The organism is Methylobacterium nigriterrae (assembly GCF_037106235.1).
Classification (GTDB): Bacteria; Pseudomonadota; Alphaproteobacteria; order Rhizobiales; family Beijerinckiaceae; genus Methylobacterium; species Methylobacterium nigriterrae.
Map to the genome: position 1 here is coordinate 1 of NZ_JBAWTG010001124.1, position 216 is coordinate 216.

1 protein-coding gene is annotated in these 216 nt (G+C 68.5%); it reads right to left on the bottom strand.

The features are described 5' to 3' along the window. The coding region (locus WDW90_RS40480; RefSeq protein WP_336493152.1) for a transposase at window positions 1-216 on the bottom strand (216 nt) is incomplete at both ends.

Sequence of the window (216 nt, forward strand, 5' to 3'; positions counted from 1 at the left end):
CGGTTGTTGTAGATCCACTCCGGACAGGCGACAGGAGCCTCATGCCGCTGCGGCGGGATCGCAGGCCGTGCACCCATGCGCCAGATGTGCTCGCGGAAGTGATGGCTGGTGTAGCCCCGGTCGGCTACCACCCACCTCGGCACGCCCGGCAGTTGATCGAGCAGCGGGATGGCCTGGGGCAGCTCATGCGCTTGCCCAGGCGCGATCCGGAAGGCG